Below are 17,204 nucleotides of genomic sequence, written 5' to 3' on the forward strand. Positions count from 1 at the left end.
GATGGACGCCGGCTACCCGCGGCCCCGGACCCAGATCCCTGTGCTGGATGACTACGGCAACGAGTTCGCGTACCTCGACATGGGCTGGGAGGTACCCCAGATCGCTTTGGAGTACGACGGGATTCAGCATCAGACCGACCGCAAGCGGTACGCCTGGGACGCCAAGCGACTGCGCATGGTGCAGCCAGCGCGAAACAGAAGTGAGGGTCGCCAAGGCCGCGGCTTAGCAACCCGGAATGCTGTTTCGCGAGGGAACTCAAGACTGTCGGTGTCCTCACCTACAGTGGCAGCGTGTTCGTCACCGACGAAGGCGCGTCGGGGCCGACGGTCATCTACAGCGCGTCAGACCTGGCCGCGGCCGCCCGCTGCGAATATGCGCTGCTGCGCTCGTTCGACGCCCGGCTCGGCCGGGGGCCTGCGGTGTCCGATGCAGACGAATTACTCGCCCGCACAGCAGAGCTCGGTGCCGAACACGAGCGGCGCCATCTCGATGAACTGAGCGCCGAGGCCGATGTGACCGTGATCGGCCGGCCCGCCTATACCGTGGCCGGGCTGTCGGCAGCCGCCGCGGCCACCGTGGCGGCTGCGCGGCGACGGGATCCGGTGATATTCCAGGCCGCGATGTTCGACGGCCGGTTCGCCGGGTTCGCCGATTTCCTGATCTGGGACGGCGACCGCTACCGGTTGCGCGACACCAAATTGGCCCGCTCGGTGAAGGTCGAAGCGCTGCTGCAACTGGCCGCCTACGCCGATGCGCTGACCGGCGCCGGCGTTCCGGTCGCCGACGAGGTCGACCTGGTGCTCGGCGGCGGCACGCTGGCCAGCTACCGGGTCGACGAGCTGCTGGCGGTGTACCGGCCGCGTCGCGCCGCGCTGCAGGCCCTGCTCGACGGACACTTGGCGGCCGGAACCGCCGTGGCCTGGTCCGACGACACGGTGCGGGCCTGTTTCGGCTGCCCCGAATGCGAGCAGCAGGTCCGGGCCACCGACGACCTGTTCCTGGTCGCCGGCATGCGCACCACCCAGCGCGCCCGGCTCATCGAGGCCGGTGTCACCACCACCCGTCAACTGGCCGAGCACACCGGCGCGGTGCCCGGGCTGGCGCAACGCGCGCTGACGGCGCTGACCGGTCAGGCGCGGTTGCAGGTGGCACCGCGCTTCGACGGCAAGCCGCCATACGAAGTGGTCGATCCACAACCGCTGATGCTTCTCCCGGACCCGGACAAGGGCGACCTGTTCTTCGACTACGAAGGCGACCCGCTGTGGACGGCCAACGGTCAGGACTGGGGCCTGGAATACCTCTGGGGCGTTCTCGGCGCGGAGGGCAATTTCCAGCCGTTCTGGGCGCATGATCGGGCCAGTGAACGTCAGGTGCTCATCGACTTTCTGGACCTGGTCCGCAAGCGCCGCAAGCGTTTTCCCAAGATGCACATATACCACTACGCGCCGTACGAGCGCAGCACGCTGCTGCGGCTGGCCGGGCGCTACGGGGTGGGCGAGAACGACGTCGACGACCTGTTGCGGGCCGGCGTCCTCGTCGACCTGCTCCCGTTGGTACGCAAGAGCATTCGCGTCGGCACCGAGAACTACAGCATCAAGTCGCTGGAGCCGCTCTACATGGGCAACGAACTACGCGACGGGGAGGTCACCAAGGCCACCGATTCGATCACCGAGTACGCCCGCTTCTGTGCACTACGCGACGCCGGCCAGCACGACGAGGCCGCCACCGTCCTCAAGGAGATCGAGGACTACAACCGCTACGATTGCCGGTCCACCCACCGCCTGCGGGACTGGCTGATCAACCGCGCGTTCGAAGCTGCCGTACCGCCCCGCGGCCCGCAACCGGTGCGTGACGGCGGGCCGATCGAGAAGGCCGACGCCGTCGACCGCAAGCTGCTCAAGTTCGCCGGCGACGGGGTGGAACCTCGCTCGGCCGAGCAGCAGGCGGTGGCGATGATCGCCGCGGCCCGCGGCTTCTACAAACGTGAGGACAAACCGTTCTGGTGGGGTCATTTCGACCGGATCAACAGTCCGGTCGACGAATGGGCGGACAGCACTGGGGTTTTCGTCGCCGAACAGGCTCGGGTGGTCAATGATTGGCACACCCCGCCGCGGGCCCGCAAACCGCAACGGCAGGTCGCGCTCACCGGCGCCATCGACGCCGGGGAGCTGAGCACCGAGGTGTACGCGCTCTACGCCCCGCCGGCGCCGGCGGGGTTGTCCGACGACCCGGACCGGCGCGGTTTCGGCAGCGCCGCCGTCATCAGCTGTGACAATCCGGATGCGCCCACCGAGGTGGTGATCACCGAACGCCAACCCACCGGCGGCGAGGCCTTCGCCCAGGTACCGTTCGCGTTGACCCCCGGCCCGCCGATCAACACCAAGCCTCTGCAGGCATCCATCGACGGCACGGCCTCCACGGTGGCCGCCGGTCTGCCGAGCCTGCCCGCCGACGCAGTGACCGATGTCCTGTTGCGGCGTCCACCACGCACCGTGAGCGGCCGCCCGCTGCCTCGCGGCGGGAAGACCGCCGACGACATCATCGCCGCCCTGTTGGATCTCGACAGCTCCTATATCGCGGTGCACGGCCCGCCCGGCACCGGCAAGACCCACACCTCGGCGCAGATCATCGCCCGGCTGGTCAACGAATACCGGTGGCGGATCGGCATCGTCGCGCAATCGCATGCGGTGATCGAGCATCTGCTGGATCAAGTGCTCGACGCCGGGGTGCAGGCCGAACGAATCGCCAAGAAACGCAGGGGCACGGACCCACGGTGGACGGAGATCGACCAGAACCACTATGCCTCGTTCATCGCCGACCATCCCGGCTGTGTGATCGGCGGTACCGCATGGGATTTCGCGAACGAGGCGCGGGTACCGCGGCAATGTCTCGACCTGCTGGTCCTCGAAGAGGCCGGGCAGTTCAACCTGGCGAACACCATCGCGGTGGCCCCGGCCGCACGCAACCTGCTGCTGCTCGGTGACCCCCAGCAGCTCCCGCAAGTCTGTCAGGGCACTCATCCGGCACCGGTCGACGATTCCGCGTTGGGCTGGCTGGTCGAGGGCGCACACACGCTGCCGGCCGAGCGTGGCTATTTCCTGGACTGCTCGTTCCGGATGCATCCGGCGGTGTGCGGCCCGGTGTCGCGGCTGTCCTATGACGGCCGGCTGCAGTCCCACGAACAGGTCAGTGCCGCACGCAAACTCGACGGTGTCGAGCCCGGGGTCCGGGTGCTCGAGGTCGCGCACCTGGGCAATTCGACCGACAGTCCCGAAGAGGCCGCCGCGATCGTCGCCGCCATCACCGGTCTGCTGGGCACCACCTGGACCGACGAGCACGGCAGCACACCGCTGGGACAGGATCACTTCCTGGTGGTCACGCCGTACAACGCGCAGGTGACCACGGTGCGGCGCGCTCTCGACGCGGCCGGGCTGGCCGACGTGCAGGCCGGCACGGTGGACAAGTTCCAGGGCAGGCAGGCACCCGTGGTGTTCGTGTCGATGACGGCGTCCTCGGCGGCCGACGTGCCGCGCGGCATCGGGTTCCTGCTCAACCGCAACCGGCTCAATGTGGCGATCAGCCGAGCCAAATACGTTGCCTACATCGTGCGCTCACCACAGCTCACCGACTATCTTCCGGCTCAACCGGACAGCCTCGTCGCGCTCGGGGCGTTCCTGGCCCTGACCGATCCTGTGATACACCCATCCGGTGACTGAAACGCTTACCGAAACGCTTGCCGGGATCGTCGGTGCGGGTTACGTGACCACCGACCCCGATGTGCTGGCGGGCCGGTGCGTCGATCACACCGGGCGGTACCGCGGCAACGCCACCGCCCTGGTGCGCCCCGGCACCGCCGACGAGGTGGCCGCGGTGCTGCGGGCCTGCCGCGACGCCCGAGTATGTGTCACGGTGCAGGGTGGCCTGACCTCACTGGTGGCCGGAACCGTGCCGGAAAACGACGACATCCTGCTGTCCACCGAGCGGCTCACCGATGTCGGCGTCGTCGACACCGTCGAGCGCCGGGTACGCGTCGGTGCCGGCGTCCCGTTGGCCGCGGTGCAGCGCGCCGCCACCAACGCCGGACTGGTTTTCGGCGTGGACCTGGCCGCCCGCGAATCGGCCACGGTCGGCGGCATGGCCTCCACCAACGCCGGTGGGTTGCGCACCGTCCGCTACGGCAACATGGGTGAGCAGGTGCTGGGGTTGGACATCGCCCTGCCCGACGGGTCGGTGGTGCACCGGCACAGTCACGTCCGCCGCGACAACACCGGCTACGACCTCGCCTCACTGTTCGTCGGGGCCGAAGGCACTCTCGGGGTGATCACCGGCCTCGATCTGCGACTGCATCCGACCCCCACTCATCGGGTCACCGCGATCTGCGGATTCGCCGACCTGGACGCGTTGGTCGCCGCTGGTCGCCTGTTCCGCGACGTCGACGGCATCGCCGCGCTGGAGTTGATCGATGCCCGGGCCAGTGCGCTGACGGCCGAGCATCTCGGGGTGGCGGCACCGGTGGACGGCGCCTGGCAGTTGCTGATCGAACTGGCCGCCGACAGCGATCAGACCGAGCGCCTGGCCGACGCCCTGGAGGACGTCGAGATCTGCGGCGAACCGGCAGTCGGCGTCGACGCCGCCGCCCAACAGCGGCTGTGGCAGGTCCGCGAATCAGTGGCCGAGGTGCTCGGATTGTTCGGCCCACCACTGAAATTCGATGTGGCCCTGCCGTTGGCGGCAATCCAACGGTTCGCCGTCGCGGCCACCGAACTGGTCGCTGCCCATGCCCCAGAAGCCATTCCGGTGTTGTTCGGTCACGTCGGCGAGGGCAACCTGCACCTCAACGTGCTGCGCTGCGCCGCCGGCGTCGAACCCGCGTTGTACGCCGCGATGATGGCGTTGATCGCCGAGCACGGCGGCAACGTCAGCTCCGAACACGGCGTCGGCTCCCGCAAGCGCGACTATGTGTCGATGTCCCGGACTGACGCCGACATCGCGGCCATGCGCACGGTCAAGGCGGCGTTCGATCCGAGCGGCTACCTCAACCGGGCTGTGCTGTTCGGGTGAGGGCTCACTCGTCGCGGTCGGCCATCAACTCGGCGTAGATGTCTTCCCACTGATCGGGGTCATCGGATGCCGGCAGCGCCCGGAACGAGTCCGTCGCCGCCTCGTCGTCCGGCACCGCGTCGTCCCGCACATCGGCGTCGTCGTGGTTCACAACGAACTCGACATAGTCGTCGTCATCGTCATCCCGTGGGTCCAGGTACGGTTCCGGATTCGGATCGAAAGTGGGCTTGGCCTCGAACCCCAACAGGAACAAGGCCGCCACCACGCCGAACAGCGCCACGAACGCCGGCAACAGCATGGACTGCGACATCGCGGCGGAGAACGGTGCGTGCAGGAACTCCGGCAGTCGGGTGGCCGCCCCCTCGCCGCGCGGCGCCGCCCCGGCTCCGGGCATCTCGGCGCCGATGCGCGAAGTCATGAACGCCGCGATGCCGGCACTGCCGAGCACCGAACCCACCTGACGGGTGGCGTTGTACACGCCCGAACCGGCGCCGGCGAGATCCGGCGGCAGGTTACGCGTCGCGGTGGCCGCCAACGGTGACCAGATGAAAGCCATACCGATGCCCATCACCAGCTGCGGCAGCAGCAGCCGCCAGATCGGCGTCGTCGGCGTCATCTCCATCGCCAGCCAGGTCAACCCGATCGCCATGGCCGAGAAGCCGAACCCGATCACCGGGGTCGGATGGGCCCGGTCCACGATCCGGCCCACCACCGGGGCCAGCACACCGCTGGCGATCGCGGTCGGTGCGGTCAACAGCGCCGAGCGGATCGGCGACAGCCCACACACCGACTGGGCATAGAACATCAAGGGCAGGATCATCGCGGTCACCGCGAACCCGATGGTTGCGACACCGAGATTGGCCAGACCGAAATCGCGGTCGGCGAAGATGCGCAGCGGGATCAACGGCTCGCTGGTGTTGACGGCCTGCCAGCACACGAACGCCACCATCACCGCGATGCCGACCGCACCGGTGGCCCACACCCACGGCGCCCAGTCCCGCGACTGCCCCTCCTGCAGCGCGAACACGATCAGGAACATGCCGATCCCCGACAACACCACGCCCAGCACGTCGAACCGGTGCGGCTGCGTCGGCAACACCGGGACGAGCCACACCGCCAGGCCCAGACCCACGATCCCGATCGGCACGTTGACGAAGAAGATCCACTGCCACCCCAGCCCGCCGACCAGAAGACCTCCGGCCAGCGGCCCGACCAGGGTGGCCACCCCGGCGGTGGCTCCCCACACACTCATCGCCACGCCGCGCCGCTCGGGCGGGAAGATGCGGGTGATCGTCGACAGCGTCTGTGGGGTCAGCAGCGCGGCGCCGATGCCCTGCACCACCCGCGCGGCGATCAGCATCTCGATGCTGCCGGCCAGCCCGCACCACAGCGAGGCGGCGGCGAACACGGCCAGACCGGCCAGGTAGAGCTTCTTGGGTCCGTACACATCGCCGAGACGTCCCGCCACGAGCAGCGGCACCGCATAGGCCAACAGGTAAGCGCTGGTCACCCAGATCACGCCGTCGTAGTCGGCGCCGAGTTGCTCCATGATCGTCGGGTTCGCGACGGCGACGATGGTCGCGTCGACCAGGATCATGAAGAAGCCGACCATCATGGCCCACAGCGCGTGCCACGGATTCTCCGGACGCGCGAGCACACTGCCGGTCCGGCTCGGGGTGCTGGCGTTGGGCGCTGGAGACATGTCGGATGTGGTGGTCAGGGCCTCGGGATCGACCTGGCAGGGACGGGGGCGGGCGCAGCCGACGCTACCCGCGCGGAGATCAGGCCGACTCGGCGACCGCCTCGACCGCGACGTCGAATGCGTCGTCCTGGTATTCGGCCGGCTCGTCGTCGTTACGCAGACCGACCAACAGCAGCGCCGCCAGGGCGACTGCCATGCCGGCCGTCATCACCGCGGCCAACGCGAGCGCACCGTTGCCCAGCGTCCCGATCGCCGGCGCCACCGCGGCCCCGAGCCCGAACTGCGTCGCCCCCAGCAACGCGGCCGCGGTCCCGGCCGCATCGGGATGACGCGACAACGCGACCGCAGGGGCGTTGGGCAGCACCAGACCCATCCCGGCCAGGATGGCCAACACCGGCACCACGAACGCGGCCAGCCCGTCCACGTGCGCCACGGTCAACCCGACGAACACCACCCCGGCCACCACCGACCAGCTCAAGGCGGCGACCGTGATGGCCTGCGGCGAGAACCGGCGCAGCAACACCACGTTGAACTGGGTGGACCCGATCAGCGCGATGGCACCGGCGGCGAACACCAGCGCGAACGCCTGCTGGTCCAGACCGAAGCGACCCTGCAGGACGAACGGCGCCGCCGAGATGTAGGCGAACAACCCGGACATGCCCAGCGCGGCCACGAGCACCAGGATCACGAACCGCGAATCGCGCAGCAGTTCGACGTAGGTGCCGACGATGCCGCGCACCGCCAGCGGACGCCGGTGCGAAACCGGCAGCGTCTCGGGCAGGGCCAGGGCGGCCATCGCCAGCAGACCCCCGGCGACCACCACGAGCGCGACGAACACCCAGTGCCACGACCCGTGCAACAGCACCGCCGCGCCCAACGAGGGCGCCAGCACCGGCGCCACGCCGAGCACCAGCATCAGCCGCGACATCACCGTGGCCGCGACCGTGCCGGTGAACAGATCGCCGACCACGGCGACGGCCACCACCGAGGCCGCGGCCGCACCCATGCCCTGCAACCCGCGCGCCACCCCGAGCACCGCGATGTCCGGCGCCAGCACGCACAGCACCGAGGCCACCATGTGCAGCACGATGCCCGCCATCAACGGACGGCGACGGCCCAGCGAATCCGAGAGCGGACCGACGATCAGCTGGCCCAGGGCCAGCCCGGCCAGGGTTCCGGTCAGCGTCAACTGCGCTACCGAGGAGGAGACCGAGAGTTCGTCGGCGATCCTGGGCAACGCCGGCAGATACATGTCGATGGTCAGCGGACCCAGCGCGACCAGGGCGCCCAACACCAAGATCATCCGGATACGGCCCACGTCGGGCGATGATGCCACGAGGATGAACAGCGACGCAGATCTGCGTTTTGTTCCCTGAGATAGCCTGGCAGTCGACGATGGGTTCACACGTGGGAGGCCCCGAAGTGCGTGCGCGGTCCAAGGCTTCACTGCCGGCCAAGGTTGAAGAGACCCAAGATCCCAGTGCCGCCGCCAAGGCACTCTCGGCGATCATCGCGGGCAGCGCACGGGTGCAGGCCCCCGCCGTCAAGGCCTATGTCGACCGGTTGCGCAGCCAGCAGCCCGACGCCACCCCGGCCGAGATCGTCACCCGACTGGAGAAGCACTACCTGGCCGCGGTGATGGCCAGCGGCGCCGCCGTCGGTTCGGCCGCCGCGTTCCCGGGAATCGGAACCCTGATGGCGTTGTCGGCCGTGGCCGGCGAGACGGTGGTGTTCCTCGAGGCCACGTCGGTGTTCGTGCTGGCGGTCGCCGAGGTGCACGGCATCCCGGCCGACCACCGCGAACGACGCCGCGCACTGGTGCTGTCCGTGCTGGTCGGCGACGACAGCAAGCACGCGATCGCCGATCTGCTCGGCACCGGACGCACCAACGGCGCGTGGCTGGCCGACGGCGCCGCGACACTGCCCTTGCCGGCGGTCTCGCAGCTCAACTCCCGGCTGGTCAAGTACTTCGTGAAGCGATATACGCTCAAGCGCGGTGCGATGGCTTTCGGCAAAATGCTGCCCGTGGGTATCGGAGCTGTCATCGGCGGCGTCGGCAACCGGTTGATGGGTAAGAAAATTGTCACCAACGCCCGGGCGGCCTTCGGTCCGCCCCCGCCGCGGTGGCCGGCAACGTTGCATGTGTTGCCGTCTGCTCAGCCTCCAGACCGATGGTGAGCGCGGGCAACTACGAAAGGCGATAGCCTTTATGAGGCGGTCGAGCGGGGTCAACCGCCATAGACAAGAACACAAGCGGCGAGCCTGCATGTGACGGCTGGCCGAACACAAGAATCGAGGCGAGTGTCTGCCGTGAGCAGTTCACCTTCACCATTCGGTCAGAACGAGTGGTTGGTCGAGGAGATGTATCGCAAGTTCCGCGAGGATCCCTCTTCGGTGGATCCGAGTTGGCACGAATTTCTGGTCGACTACTCCCCTGAACCCACCACCGACAACACGGTCGCCAACGGTCAGGCCTCAGCTGCTCCGACCGCCCCGGCTCCGGCAGCGCCCGCGAAGGAGGCTTCAGCTCCGGCAGCTCCGGCAGCTCCGGCGAAGGAAGCCCCCGCCAAGGAGGCTCCCGCCAAGCCGGCTCCGGCCAAGGCGAGCAAGCCGGCTCCCGCTCCCGCCGAGGGCGACGAATCCCAGGTGCTGCGCGGCGCCGCGGCTGCCGTGGTGAAGAACATGAACGCCTCGCTGGAGGTGCCCACCGCCACCAGCGTGCGGGCCATCCCGGCCAAGGCGATGATCGACAACCGCATCGTCATCAACAACCACCTCAAGCGCACCCGCGGCGGCAAGGTCAGCTTCACCCACCTGCTCGGCTATGCCATCGTGCAGGCGGTCAAGAAGTTCCCGAACATGAACCGGTACTTCGCCGAGGCCAAGGGCAAGCCGGCCGCCGTCACCCCGGCGCACACCAACCTCGGCCTGGCCATCGACCTGCCCGGCAAAGACGGCAATCGATCACTCGTGGTGGCCGCGATCAAGCGTTGCGAGACAATGCATTTCGGCCAGTTCATCGCGGCCTACGAGGACATCGTGCGCCGGGCCCGCGACGGCAAGTTGACCGCCGAGGACTTCTCCGGCGTGACCATCTCGCTGACCAACCCCGGCACGATCGGCACCGTGCACTCGGTGCCGCGGCTGATGCAGGGCCAGGGCGCGATCATCGGCGCCGGCGCCATGGAGTACCCGGCCGAGTTCCAGGGGGCCAGTGAGGAACGCATCGCCGATCTGGGCATCGGCAAGCTGATCACCCTGACCTCGACCTACGACCACCGGATCATCCAGGGTGCGGAGTCGGGCGACTTCCTGCGCACCATCCACACCCTGCTGCTCGACGACGAGTTCTACGACGAGATCTTCCGCGAGCTCGGCATCCCCTACGAGCCGGTCCGTTGGCGCACCGACAACCCGGATTCGATCGCCGACAAGAACGCCCGCGTCATCGAGCTGATCGCGGCCTACCGCAACCGCGGCCACCTGATGGCCGACATCGACCCGCTGCGGTTGGACAACACCCGGTTCCGCAGTCACCCCGACCTCGACGTCAACACCCATGGGCTGACGCTGTGGGATCTGGACCGCGAGTTCAAGGTCGACGGGTTCTCCGGCAAGCAGTACATGAAACTGCGCGACGTCCTGTCGGTGCTGCGCGACGCCTACTGTCGTCACATCGGCGTCGAGTACACCCACATCCTCGAACCCGAGCAACAGAAGTGGATCCAGGACCGGGTCGAGGTCAAGCACGACAAGCCCACAGTCGCCGAGCAGAAGTACATCCTGAGCAAGCTGAACGCGGCCGAGGCATTCGAGACGTTCCTGCAGACGAAATACGTTGGGCAGAAACGCTTCTCGCTCGAAGGCGCGGAAACCGTCATCCCGATGATGGACGCCGTGATCGACCAGTGTGCCGAGCACGCACTCGACGAGGTCGTCATCGGCATGCCGCACCGCGGCCGGCTCAACGTGCTGGCCAACATCGTCGGCAAGCCCTACAGCCAGATCTTCACCGAGTTCGAGGGCAACCTCAATCCGTCGCAGGCACACGGTTCCGGCGACGTGAAGTACCACCTCGGCGCGACCGGCACCTACATCCAGATGTTCGGCGACAACGACATCGAGGTGTCGCTGACCGCCAACCCCAGCCACCTCGAAGCCGTCGACCCGGTGCTGGAAGGTCTGGTACGCGCCAAGCAGGATCTGCTCGACGCCGACAAGGACGCCGACGGTTCGGGTAACTACCCGGTGGTCCCGCTGATGCTGCACGGCGACGCGGCGTTCGCCGGTCAGGGTGTGGTCGCCGAGACACTGAACCTTGCGCTGCTCGACGGCTACCGCACCGGCGGCACCATCCACATCGTGGTCAACAACCAGATCGGCTTCACCACGGCGCCTACGGATTCGCGCTCCAGCGAGTACTGCACCGACGTGGCCAAGATGATCGGTGCGCCGATCTTCCACGTCAACGGCGACGATCCGGAGGCCTGTGGCTGGGTGGCGCGGTTGGCCGTGGACTTCCGTCAGGCGTTCAAGAAGGACGTCGTCATCGACATGCTGTGCTACCGCCGCCGCGGACACAACGAGGGCGACGACCCGTCGATGACCCAGCCGTACATGTACGACGTCATCGACACCAAGCGCGGCTCCCGCAAGGCCTACACCGAAGCCCTGATCGGCCGCGGTGACATCTCGATGAAAGAGGCCGAGGACGCCCTGCGCGACTACCAGGGTCAGCTGGAACGGGTGTTCAACGAGGTCCGTGAGCTGGAGAAGCACGCGGCCGAGCCCAGCGAATCGGTCGAGGCCGACCAGCAGATCCCGCAACGCCTTTCGACGGCGGTGGACAAATCGCTGTTGGCCCGCATCGGCGATGCCCACCTGGCGGTGCCCGAGGGCTTCACCGTTCACCCCCGGGTCAAGCCGGTGCTGGAGAGGCGCCGGGAGATGGCCTACGAGGGCAAGATCGACTGGGCGTTCGCCGAGTTGCTGGCGCTGGGATCGTTGATCGCCGAGGGCAAGCTGATCCGGCTGTCCGGCCAGGACACCCAGCGCGGCACCTTCACCCAGCGCCACGCGGTGATCGTGGACCGCAAGACCGGCGAAGAGTTCACCCCGCTGCAACTGCTGGCCGCCAACACCGACGGCACGACGACCGGTGGCAAGTTCCTGGTGTACAACTCGGCGCTGTCCGAGTTCGCCGCCGTCGGCTTCGAATACGGCTACTCGGTGGGCAACCCGGACGCACTGGTGTTGTGGGAGGCCCAGTTCGGCGACTTCGTCAACGGTGCCCAGTCGATCATCGACGAGTTCATCTCCTCCGGTGAGGCCAAGTGGGGCCAGCTCTCCGACGTGGTGCTGCTGTTGCCGCACGGCCACGAGGGTCAGGGTCCCGACCACACCTCGGGCCGCATCGAGCGCTTCCTGCAGCTGTGGGCCGAGGGTTCGATGACCATCGCGGTGCCCTCGACCCCGGCGAACTACTTCCACCTGCTGCGCCGCCACGGCAAGGACGGTATCCAGCGTCCACTGATCGTCTTCACCCCGAAGTCGATGCTGCGCAACAAGTCCGCGGTCTCCGACATCCGCGACTTCACCGAGAACAAGTTCCGTTCGGTGCTGGAGGAGCCCGTCTACACCGACGGTGAGGGTGACCGCGAGAAGGTCCGGCGGGTCCTGCTCACCAGCGGCAAGCTCTACTACGAGCTGGCCGCGCGCAAGGCCAAGGACAACCGTGAAGATGTGGCGATCGTGCGGCTCGAGCAGCTGGCACCGTTGCCGCGGCGGCGGCTGGCCGAGACGCTCGACCGCTACCCGAACGTCACCGAGAAGTTCTGGGTGCAGGAGGAGCCGGCCAACCAGGGCGCGTGGCCGTCGCTGGGGCTGACCCTGCCGGAGGTGCTGCCGGAGTACTTCACCGGGATCAAGCGGATCTCGCGGCGCGCCATGTCGGCTCCGTCCTCGGGTTCGTCGAAGGTCCATGCGGTCGAACAGCAGGAGATCATCGACCTGGCGTTCGGCTAGCCGTACTGCTCCTCAAAATCAACGAAATGGTCGCTGCCGCACCACGGTAGCGACCATTTCGTTGTTCTGGGGCGTCGCTTTCGAATCACCGCGCGTGCAACCCTGGTCGCCGCCACGGCGGGCGGCTACTCATCTAGGGTGACTTTGCAACAGGCCGCCGCGCCCGTCAACGACGGTCCGGCGACGTCTGCCCCCGATCCGAAGACCGTCCGCACGGCCGTCCTGGCCAGCGTGGTCGGCACGACGATCGAGTGGTACGACTTCTTCCTCTACGCCACTGCCGCGAGCCTAGTGTTCAACCACGCGTTCTTCCCGGACCAGAGTTCGTTCGTCGGAACGATGCTGGCGTTCGCGACGTTCGCGGTCGGTTTCGTGGTGCGCCCCATCGGCGGGTTCGTGTTCGGCCATATCGGTGACCGGATCGGCCGCAAACGCACCCTGGCCCTGACGATGTTGCTGATGGGTGGCGCCACCGCGCTCATGGGGCTGCTGCCGACCGCGGCGCAGATCGGCGTGCTGGCCCCGATCCTGTTGTTGCTGTTGCGGATCGTGCAGGGCTTCGCGCTCGGCGGCGAATGGGCCGGCGCGGTGCTCCTTGCCGTGGAACACAGCCCCCGGGGCCGACGCGGACTGTTCGGCAGCATCCCGCAGATCGGGCTGGCCTTGGGCCTGGCGCTGGGCACCGGCGTGTTCGTGCTGCTGCAACTGTGGCTGTCGGCCGAGGCGTTCCTGTCCTACGGGTGGCGCATCGCGTTCCTGATCAGCATCGCCCTGGTGATCTTCGGCGTGGTGGTCCGGTTCCGGGTCGCCGAGACACCGGCGTTCGAGAAGATCCGCCGCGACGACGATCGTGCGGCGGTCCCCGTCAAGGAGATCTTCCGGCCTCCAACCCTGCGGTCCACCGTGCTCGGCCTGCTGTCGCGGTGGGGCGAAGGCGCGGCGTACAACACCTGGGGTGTCTTCACGATCGCCTACGCCACCACCACCCTGCACCTCGACAAGGTTCCCGTGTTGATCGTCGTCACCGTCGCGGCGCTGCTGATGGCGGTCCTGCTTCCGGTGTCGGGGTGGCTGGCCGACCGCTTCAGTCCGCGGGCGGTGTACGGCACCGGCATCGCCGCCTACGGGCTCGCGGTGTTCCCGGCCTTCGCCCTGTTCAACACCGGCAGCATCACGGCGTACGCGATCGGGATGGTGTTGGCCTTCGGCATCATCCACGCGTGGTTCTACGGCGCCCAGGGCACGTTGTACGCGTCGCTGTTCCCCACCCGAACCCGCTACACGGGGTTGTCGACGGTCTATCAGCTCTCCGGTGTCTACGCCTCGGGCCTCACCCCGCTGATCCTGACCGCACTGATCGCCGCGAACGGCGGAAAGCCCTGGTATGCGTGCAGTTATCTGGTGGCCACCGCGGCGATCAGCGTCGCGGCCACGTGGCTGCTACGGCCGCGGTACCTGGGCGCCGCGGCTAACGGGTCAGCACCAGCGGACCGGATTCGGTGATCGCCACGGTGTTCTCGGTGTGCGCGGTGCGTGAGCCGTCGGCCGATCGGATGGTCCAGCCGTCGGGGTCGTAGACGATGCGGTCGGTACCCGCGGCCAACCATGGTTCCAGCGCCAGCGTCATCCCGGCCCGCAACTTCAGGCCGCGACCGGCCCGGTCCCGGTTGGGCACGTGCGGGTCCTCGTGCATGGTGCGGCCCAGTCCGTGGCCGCCGAATTCGAGGTTGACGGGATAGCCGTAATCGGCGGCGACGGCGCCGATGGCCGCCGAGATGTCGCCGAGCCGGTTGCCGGGTACCGCCGCGGCCGTTCCGGCCTCCAGCGCCTCCTCGGTGGCCCGGATCAACCGCACGTCGGCGGCCGCGGGGGTACCGACGATCACGGTGCGGGCCGCATCGGCGACCCAGCCGTCGATGGACACCGCGAAGTCCATGCTGAGCACGTCGCCGTCACGCAACCGGTAGTCGTGCGGAAGGCCGTGCAGCACCGCGTCATTCACCGACAGGCAGATGACGTTGCGGAACGGCCCCTTGCCGAAGGACGGGGCATAGTCCCAGTAGCAGGATTCGGCCCCGCGCTGTTTGACCATGTCCCGGGCATGATGTTCGAGGTCGAGCAGGTTGATCCCGACCTCGGCCAGTCCGCTCAACGCGGTGAGCACCTCGGCCACGAACCGTCCGGTGGTCCGCATGTTCTGGATCTCGGCGTCGGTCTTCAACTCGATCACGTACAGCCTCCTCGGTATTTAAATACCAACACTAGCGGTATATAAATACCGGCGCTAGCGTGGTGTCGTGGTTCGCACCCCGCTCACCCCCGCCCAGATCGCCGCCGGCCGCCGACTCGGCGAGACCCTGCGGGCGGCACGGGGCAACCGTCCGCTCGACGAGGTCGCCGAGCAGGCCGGGATCTCCCCGGAGACCCTGCGCAAGATCGAGACCGGGCGGCTGCCGTCCCCGGCGTTCGGCACGGTGGTCGGGTTGAGTGCGGCCCTCGGCATTCCCCTGCAGACCCTGGCCGATGTGTGGTCCGACGCGGCCGCAACGGAGGCCGCCATATGCGAGACCGCCGGTACCGCGTAGCCTCGGAACCTCGACACGTCGAACCACACAAGGAGTGTTCTATGGAGGGCTTCGCCGGAAAGGTCGCCGTCGTCACCGGCGCCGGATCGGGTATCGGACAGGCATTGGCCATCGAGCTCGGACGGTCCGGGGCCAAGTTGGCGATCAGCGACGTCGACACCGAAGGCCTGGCGATCACCGAAGAACGCCTCAAGGCGATCGGTGCCGAGGTCAAGACCGACCGGCTCGACGTCACCGAGCGTGAGGCCTTCCTGCTCTACGCCGACGCGGTCAAAGAACACTTCGGCAAGGTCAACCAGATCTACAACAACGCGGGCATTGCGTATACCGGCGACGTCGAGGTCAGCTCGTTCAAGGACATCGAGCGGGTGATGGACGTCGACTACTGGGGCGTCGTCAACGGCACCAAGGCGTTCCTGCCGCACCTGATCGCCTCGGGTGACGGACACGTCGTCAACGTATCGAGCTTGTTCGGCATCTTCTCGGTGCCCGGGCAGGCGGCCTACAACTCGGCCAAGTTCGCCGTGCGCGGCTTCACCGAGTCCCTGCGTCAGGAGATGGCGGTGGCCAAGCACCCGGTCAAGGTGACCTGTGTGCACCCCGGCGGCATCAAGACCGCGATCGCCCGCAATGCCACCGCTGCCGAAGGGCTGGACCAGAAGGCGCTCGCCGAAGCCTTCGACAAGAAGCTCGCCAACACCACGCCGCAGCGCGCGGCCAAGATCATCCTCGAAGCGGTCCGCAAGAACAAGGCGCGGGTGCTCGTCGGGCCCGATGCCAAGATCCTCGACGTGATCGTGCGGATCACCGGCTCGGGATACCAGAAGCTGTTCGCCTCGGTGGCCGCACGGGCCATGCCGCGCTGACGTTGGTTTCGGTCAGTGGCCGAGCGGGTTCGCCTGTAGGAACGCCTCGGCCACACCGCGCGGGTCGGCCCCCTCGCCGACCTGGCGGCGCATGTCGGCCAACGACCCGGTGTCCAGGACTCCGGCGATCTCGTTGAGCGCCAGGATCTGACGTTCGTTCAGGGTGTTGCGGCGGTACAGCGGCACCACGTTCTCGCCACGGATCAACGCCGTCTTGTCGGACAGCACCGTCAGATCCGACGGGATCCCGGGATCGGCCGTCGTCGACCAGGCGGCGTTGATCTTTCCGGCGCGCAGCGCCGCGAACAGACCCTTGTCGTCGGGGAACAGCACCGGCTTGGGCAGCCGGCACGAACCGATCTCGACGGGCAGGCGGGTACCGGCCACGGCACCGGGACGGACCTGAGCGCAGTGCCGGCGCACCGCGCTGAGATCGGTGCCGCCCCACGCCGTGGCGGTGGCCTCGTCGGTCACCAGCACGGGCTTGTCCTGAGCCGACATGGTGTAGTCACCGGCGGCGACGCCTTCGGGCAACGCCGACACCAGATCCCGGTACACCTGCTCATCCGCGCGGGCCGCGGCGGTGGGGTTCAGCTCGGTCAGAAACCGGCCGGTGAACCCGGGCTGCACGGTCACCGATCCCGAATCCAGCACGCCGAGGCCACCGTTGGACTCGGTCACCTCGGCCGGGGTGCCGTAATAGCGCAGCGCCGCCGCATAGAGCTGACCGAGCAGCGCCGACTCGGGCGTCGGCCCCGCCCCGACCGCCATCGGAGCCGGCGCTGAACGATCGCCGCAACCGGCGGCGACCAGCGCGAAGAGAATCGACAGCGCCAACGCCAGGGTGCGGCGCATTCGCGAACTCAGGACTCTGCGGTGTCCGCTGCCGCGGCGACTGCGGCCGCGACTGCGGGGCCGACGCGGGGGTCCAGGGCGCTGGGCACGATGTGGTCGACGGCCAGATC

11 protein-coding genes are annotated in these 17,204 nt (G+C 68.0%); 7 read left to right on the forward strand and 4 right to left on the reverse strand.

All coding sequences use genetic code 11. The features are described 5' to 3' along the window. Positions 1-291 precede the first annotated feature (291 nt). The gene (locus A5740_RS18560) at positions 292-3,717 is read left to right on the forward strand and encodes a TM0106 family RecB-like putative nuclease (RefSeq protein ID WP_076196366.1); all 3,426 of its coding nucleotides are present in this window, start codon (positions 292-294) and stop codon (positions 3,715-3,717) included. Continuing rightward, complete coding sequence (locus A5740_RS18565; protein WP_076196368.1) at positions 3,710-5,062, forward strand: FAD-binding oxidoreductase; 1,353 nt, start codon at positions 3,710-3,712, stop codon at positions 5,060-5,062. Before A5740_RS18560 ends, A5740_RS18565 begins: the two co-directional genes overlap by 8 nt. 4 nt (positions 5,063-5,066) lie before the next feature. On the opposite strand, the gene A5740_RS18570 is transcribed toward A5740_RS18565, so the two are convergent. Both A5740_RS18570 and A5740_RS18575 read right to left on the reverse strand, forming a co-directional pair. Then, positions 5,067-6,764, reverse strand: coding sequence for an MFS transporter (locus tag A5740_RS18570; RefSeq protein ID WP_076196370.1), 1,698 nt, complete (start codon positions 6,762-6,764; stop codon positions 5,067-5,069). A gap of 79 nt (positions 6,765-6,843) precedes the next feature. After that, positions 6,844-8,067, reverse strand: a complete 1,224-nt coding sequence (locus A5740_RS18575) for a multidrug effflux MFS transporter (protein WP_083654245.1) — start codon at positions 8,065-8,067, stop codon at positions 6,844-6,846. A 119-nt stretch (positions 8,068-8,186) separates the two neighbouring features. On the opposite strand from A5740_RS18575, the gene A5740_RS18580 reads away from it, so the two are divergent. From A5740_RS18580 to A5740_RS18590, 3 genes are all read left to right on the forward strand, one after another. After that, positions 8,187-8,942 (forward strand): hypothetical protein, encoded by a 756-nt coding sequence (locus A5740_RS18580; RefSeq protein ID WP_175616291.1) that lies wholly within the window; start codon positions 8,187-8,189, stop codon positions 8,940-8,942. A gap of 132 nt (positions 8,943-9,074) precedes the next feature. Beyond that, positions 9,075-12,788, forward strand: a complete 3,714-nt coding sequence (locus A5740_RS18585; RefSeq protein WP_076196374.1) for a multifunctional oxoglutarate decarboxylase/oxoglutarate dehydrogenase thiamine pyrophosphate-binding subunit/dihydrolipoyllysine-residue succinyltransferase subunit — start codon at positions 9,075-9,077, stop codon at positions 12,786-12,788. Positions 12,789-12,926: 138 nt separating this feature from the next. After that, a complete protein-coding gene (locus A5740_RS18590; RefSeq protein WP_371454771.1) occupies positions 12,927-14,291 on the forward strand; it encodes an MFS transporter in 1,365 nt (454 codons plus the stop codon). Here the strand turns inward: A5740_RS18590 and map are convergent. Beyond that, complete coding sequence (gene map, locus A5740_RS18595) at positions 14,257-15,018, reverse strand: type I methionyl aminopeptidase (protein WP_076196377.1); 762 nt, start codon at positions 15,016-15,018, stop codon at positions 14,257-14,259. The two genes, A5740_RS18590 and map, sit on opposite strands and share 35 nt — an antisense overlap. A 67-nt stretch (positions 15,019-15,085) precedes the next feature. Here map and A5740_RS18600 point away from each other — a divergent pair, with 67 nt between their 5' ends. Beyond that, positions 15,086-15,373: a helix-turn-helix domain-containing protein gene (locus tag A5740_RS18600; RefSeq protein WP_076196379.1), complete on the forward strand. Its 288-nt coding sequence runs from the start codon at positions 15,086-15,088 to the stop codon at positions 15,371-15,373. Positions 15,374-15,414: 41 nt separating this feature from the next. Further along, positions 15,415-16,239, forward strand: a complete 825-nt coding sequence (locus A5740_RS18605; protein WP_076196381.1) for an SDR family oxidoreductase — start codon at positions 15,415-15,417, stop codon at positions 16,237-16,239. 12 nt (positions 16,240-16,251) lie between these two features. Here A5740_RS18605 and A5740_RS18610 read toward each other — a convergent pair whose 3' ends face one another. Next, entirely contained in the window at positions 16,252-17,094 is an 843-nt protein-coding gene (locus tag A5740_RS18610) for a glycine betaine ABC transporter substrate-binding protein (RefSeq protein WP_076196383.1), read from the reverse strand. Positions 17,095-17,204: the final 110 nt, after the last annotated feature.

Origin of the sequence: Mycobacterium sp. GA-1841 (assembly GCF_001954135.1) — a bacterium.
GTDB lineage: Bacteria > Actinomycetota > Actinomycetes > Mycobacteriales > Mycobacteriaceae > Mycobacterium.

Excerpts from the sequence above, each read along its gene's own strand:
- A5740_RS18605 (WP_076196381.1), top strand. The coding sequence starts at position 15,415 with ATGGAGGGCTTCGCCGGAAAGGTCGCCGTCGTCACCGGCGCCGGATCG.
- A5740_RS18575 (WP_083654245.1), bottom strand. The coding sequence starts at position 8,067 with ATGATCTTGGTGTTGGGCGCCCTGGTCGCGCTGGGTCCGCTGACCATC.
- A5740_RS18610 (WP_076196383.1), bottom strand. The coding sequence starts at position 17,094 with ATGCGCCGCACCCTGGCGTTGGCGCTGTCGATTCTCTTCGCGCTGGTC.
- A5740_RS18570 (WP_076196370.1), bottom strand. The coding sequence starts at position 6,764 with ATGTCTCCAGCGCCCAACGCCAGCACCCCGAGCCGGACCGGCAGTGTG.